The organism is Streptococcus cristatus (assembly GCF_008369405.1).
GTDB lineage: Bacteria > Bacillota > Bacilli > Lactobacillales > Streptococcaceae > Streptococcus > Streptococcus cristatus_G.
This window is the reverse complement of record NZ_VSJJ01000020.1, coordinates 1-4,338: the sequence shown is the minus strand read 5'-3', so window position 1 is coordinate 4,338 and position 4,338 is coordinate 1. Positions and strand designations below refer to the sequence as shown.

General features: G+C 38.3%; 2 protein-coding genes and 1 pseudogene. 1 reads left to right on the top strand and 2 read right to left on the bottom strand.

Annotated features, from left to right (window positions below; genetic code table 11):
• A partial coding sequence (locus tag FXF62_RS10625; RefSeq protein WP_149518707.1) for a GbpC/Spa domain-containing protein occupies positions 1-1,903 on the bottom strand: 1,903 nt, incomplete at its 3' end.
• A 506-nt stretch (positions 1,904-2,409) separates the two neighbouring features.
• On the opposite strand from FXF62_RS10625, the pseudogene FXF62_RS10615 reads away from it, so the two are divergent.
• Positions 2,410-3,686: pseudogene (locus FXF62_RS10615) on the top strand (ISL3 family transposase).
• Positions 3,687-3,920: 234 nt separating this feature from the next.
• Here FXF62_RS10615 and FXF62_RS10610 read toward each other — a convergent pair.
• The coding region (locus tag FXF62_RS10610; protein WP_149518705.1) for an LPXTG cell wall anchor domain-containing protein at positions 3,921-4,338 on the bottom strand (418 nt) is incomplete at its 5' end.

Here is a 4,338-nt window from a genome sequence, read left to right as displayed (position 1 = left end):
CTGCCGCCTGGCTCGCGTCCTCATAGACATACTGGATGGTCTCGGTCACCGTTTTCGTTTCTTCAACCGAAACCGTCTTATGGCGCAAATGGACTTCAAAGGTTTGAATAGTTTCATCGTACGTCACACCGACGCTTGGATAATTATCTGAAACAACTTCATAGTGTAAGTTCTGGTAATACTGACGCGTTGCGGTAGTCCTATAGGTATCTGTTTGACCATAATAACCCATCAGCTCTTTAGTCTCTAAAATCTTCTTATTATCGTCATCATCAAGATAAACAACCCTGGCACCTCCTATTGCCTCAACATAATAGTTATATACATTTGTAATCCCCAACCTCACTGTGCCCATTGCATTTTCACTTGATGATACATATTTATAAACTTTCCCATTGAAATGCACCCGTTCTTCATGTGACGCTACATAAGATTCTCCTGTGGGCGTCCCTTTAGGCTTAATTATTTGTGTTTCGGTCAGTTTAGTCGTTGTTCCTTGAATATAATTATCAAGCAATACTGTTCCGGCTGTGTTGTAACTGAAAAAATTATAACTGAGGTCAGGCTTCGTTAAAATAAAAGGAGAAGGTAACCTACTTGTAATTGCTAACCAGTACCCGCTATCAAACTCTGAATCCCTACGCATGGTAAACGAGATAACATCGCCATTATCTATTACACCAGCGATACTAGTCTTATAAAAATCCGGATGGTTATATCTATCTGGGATATTTTGTGTCGGACTACTTGCAGCTAAACGATTATCAGATTGTTTTTCAACATACGAACCAGTTATTTTTACTGGTTTGAAGTTATAGTCTGCTATCCCCTCTTCATGCTTCTTTCCATCAGCACGTATCGTTTTTGACAAACTTGTCAGTGCCAATATAGCTGGAGATGCTTGCTTAAATTGGATGATATTATCATTCTCGTCATAAAAACGAATTTTTACACCATATTTAGAAGGAGCAGTTAAGTTATAAAAAGTATAAATCCCCTTAGTTGGATCTTTCTCAGCAAAACCGATTATTCCTATCCCATTATTTAAATTTGTTACTTCATAAACAACTTTGGCAATTTTTGTACCATTATAGCTAGAATTTTGTAGATTTGTGTAAGTAGCTGTTATAGTTTGATCTTTGTTAATTTTGGGAATCACAAAATTCCCTGATGCAGAAGTTTTGTATGCAGCTATTGGATTATTAGCAAATGTCCTACCACTACCTATATATTCTTCATATGAGTACGCTCTAGGCGCATCTTGCTGACCGAATTCTGTCGTCCCACTAATTGATAAACTAGCATTCGGCTCACTTTGAAAGTTTAACCCCTGAGTTACAACTTCACTAAGATAACCGGGCTTTTGAGTGTTTCTTTGAGCTGTTGCATAATCACTGTTATATTTATCAGTTGACTCTCGTATACTTTGGGCTTGCTCTTTTTCACGAGCAATTGCATCAGCCTCTAAGTTTGCAGCTTCTTCTTGTGTATTAGCTGTTCCAATGATCTCAGTTGGTTTTTGTTTTACTTCAATATTAGAAGCTTGAGCAGTAGCAATAGCATCCTTTAATTCTTGATTTTCAACTGTTACATTTGGCTGTCCTTCAGCAGGATTCCCAGCAGCTACCATCGAAACAGGCACAGGTGCTGATGAAGCTGCCAACGATTTTGCTTCAGCAACTTCGGCTGCAACAGTTTTCGCTTGAACAATCAAGCTGGTATCAGAAGCTTCTGCTACAGGAGCCAAGGCGGTTGTCTTAGTAGCCTTAATTTCATCAGCTACCACACCTTCATGGGAGCTAAACATTGCAATAATCCCAAATATTAGAACTCCGATCGCACCATAAACTTTATTCTTACGGATTGAACCATGTCCCTTTGTTTCACCAGTTTTCTTAAACATCAATATATTATCTTCCTTTTTATAATTAACTCTCTTGATCTAATTCCTCCTAAAAGAGAAATAACAAGAGATTTTTATGCTAAATCTCAAGCTTTTACCATCACTTATAGTGACTTCATATTTGATTTAATATCAACAATCTATCTTACTTTTTTAGTTTGCTAATATAATAAAACGGATAGTCCAGAGGGTTTAAATAACTATCTCTAAGCTGTCTGACAATATTTAAAAAATTAGCCACTCCCACATTATATATTATACTTTGGTGAGTGGAATAATTCAATCAATATGCAAATAAAATATACAAAAATTGTGTAATTTCGTTATTAGAGAGAGCGGAAAAATTTTCTAAATCATGTTTGTATACGATATATTGTAAAATAAGCTCTATAATTTCTGTAGTGGGTAAATCCACCGCAGGGATTATGGAGCCTATTTTGTTGTAGAAAAAAAGTCCCATATGACCTATAATGAAAAGCAACGAAACCATCATTAGAAAGAATCTTATGGAACAGTTAAATTTTATCACAAACTTACTCGGAATTAAAGACCCTAACATCACTATTTTAGATTATGTAGATGCTGGAACACACAAGGAAATCATCGCTAAGCTAGATTATCCTGCTCCTAAATGCCCTCACTGTCAAGGAAAAATGGCTAAATATGACTTCCAAAAAGAATCGAAAATTCCCTATCTAGAGTGCGCGGGATACAAGACATTGATTCGTCTAAGGAAACGACGTTTCCGCTGTCAAGATTGCGGGAAAGTAGCTGTCGCAGAAACGTCCTTAGTCAAGAAGAATCACCAAATCGCAACCATCGTTAAGCAGAAAATCGCTCAAAAACTAATCGACAAAGTCCCTATGACAGCTATCGCTGAAAACTTGGCTGTCTCTACTTCCACCGTCATTCGTAAATTGAAAGAATTCAAGTTCAAGACTGACCTTAACTACCTTCCAGAACACATGAGCTGGGATGTGGAAACAGTCAGGGAAGTGACTGTTTCAATCGGAAGATAGAGATGAACTTCATTGCACAGGATTTTGATTCCAGAAAAATCGTAGCTATCTTAGATGGACGGACCCAAGCAACGATTCGCAATCACTTTCTGCGCTATTCCAGACAGGTCCGAAACGGCGTTAGAGTCATTACCATGGACATGTTTAGTCCCTACTATGACTTGGCTAGACAACTTTTTCCATGCGCTAAAATCGTCCTCGATCGCTTTCACATTGTGCAACATCTCAGCCGGGCTATGAGTCGTGTTCGTGTTCAAATCATGAATCAATTGGATCGAAAATCGCATGAATACAAAGCATTGAAACGCTACTGGAAACTGATCCAACAAGATAGTCAGAAACTCAGCGATAAACGCTTTTATCGTCCGACTTTTCGCATGCACTTGACAAATCAAGAGATTCTTGAAAAGCTACTCTCTTACTCTCAAGAACTCAGAGAACACTATGAGCTTTACCAACTCTTGCTTTTTCATTTTCAAGAGAAACAAGCTGAGCATTTCTTTGGACTCATTGAAGAAACAATTTCTTGTGTAAATCCTATCTTTCAGACTGTTTTTAAAACCTTTCTCAAGGACAAAGATAAAATTATCAACGCTCTTGAACTCCCTTACTCAAATGCTAAGCTAGAGGCCACTAACAACCTTATCAAGGTCATCAAGCGCAACGCTTTTGGATTTCGGAACTTTGACAACTTTAGAACTAGAATCCTCATCGCTTTGAATATCAAAAAGGAGAGAACCAATTCGGTCCTCTCCAGGGTATGACTTTTCCTTAACCCACTACAGTTGACAAACATACTCAAAAAATACCAGATGAGGTGTTCTTTAGCATGCCCTTTTATGGATCAAAAGGTGTTAAAAATAAGACAGTAACCTCAGAATAGCTACTGTCTTATCTCTTTTTTTACTTAAAGCCTTGATAGACTTGACAAATGGTAGAAAAGAGCCTTTTAATCAGCTTCAACATTCTTACGTATGAGCGCGGAATGAACTTTATGATTATTCCTCTTCTTTACGTTTTTTGGAGCCAATGATTGACATCGCTGATACCACCATCGCTAAACCAAGCACTGCTGCTCCTGTATGGTCTGTTTCACCTGTTTCAGGCAATTCAGTTTGAGGCGTAGTTGGAACTACTGGAGTTGTAGGAGTAGCTGGAGGTGTTTGTGGTTTTTCAGGTGGTGTCTGAGGCTTTTCAGGCGGTGTTTGTGGTTTTTCAGGTGGTGTCTGAGGCTTTTCAGGCGGTGTTTGTGGTTTTTCAGGTGTTACCACAGTAACCGTGTTAGAATCGCGCTCAACATCATTGACGATTTCTGTAAAGGTATTCTCTACTGTACCATAGTCAAGCTGTTTCACTTGCATGTAACCGATCGCTTGGAATTCACTGTCATCAGAAACCTTGCTCAAGAAGTCATTA